Annotated in this window: 1 protein-coding gene; it reads right to left on the bottom strand. The window is 66.0% G+C overall.

Features of this window, described 5'->3' with window-relative positions:
• Positions 1 to 26 precede the first annotated feature (26 nt).
• Positions 27 to 623 (bottom strand): sulfate adenylyltransferase subunit CysD (gene cysD, locus IE093_RS22350; protein ID WP_189473142.1); only part of this gene is annotated, 597 nt, incomplete at its 5' end.

Genomic DNA, 623 nt, shown 5'->3' with positions numbered 1-623 from the left:
CTTCTCGGGTCTTCTGAGCCTTCGGCTCAGAAGTACCCCTCGCGCTTCTTCTTCTCCATCGATCCCGCCTGATCGTGGTCGATGGCCCGCCCCGAGCGCTCGCTGGTGCGCGTCAGCAGCATCTCCTGGATGATCTCGGGCAGCGTGGCGGCCTTGGACTCCACCGCCCCGGTCAGTGGGTAGCAGCCCAGCGTGCGGAAGCGCACCCATTTCGTCTCGGGCACCTCGCCGGGCTCGAGCGGCATCCGCTCGTCATCGACCATGATCTGCATGCCGTCGCGCTCGACCACCGGCCGCGGCGCGGCGTAGTACAGCGGCACGATGGGGATCGACTCGAGGTAGATGTACTGCCAGATGTCCAGCTCGGTCCAGTTGGACAGCGGGAACACGCGGATCGACTCGCCCTTGTTGACCTTGGCGTTGTAGATGTTCCACAGCTCGGGGCGCTGGTTCTTGGGATCCCAACGGTGATAGCGGTCGCGGAACGAGTAGACGCGCTCCTTGGCGCGCGAGGCCTCCTCGTCGCGTCGCGCCCCACCGAAGGCGGCGTCGAAGCCGTGCTGGCTGAGCGCCTGCTTGAGCGCCTGGGTCTTCATGATGTCGGTGTACTTGGCGCTGCCGTG

The organism is Litchfieldella qijiaojingensis (assembly GCF_014651875.1).
GTDB classification, from domain to species: domain Bacteria; phylum Pseudomonadota; class Gammaproteobacteria; order Pseudomonadales; family Halomonadaceae; genus Litchfieldella; species Litchfieldella qijiaojingensis.
The sequence above is the reverse complement of the archived record's forward strand: the minus strand, read 5'-3'. Positions and strand labels throughout refer to the sequence as shown.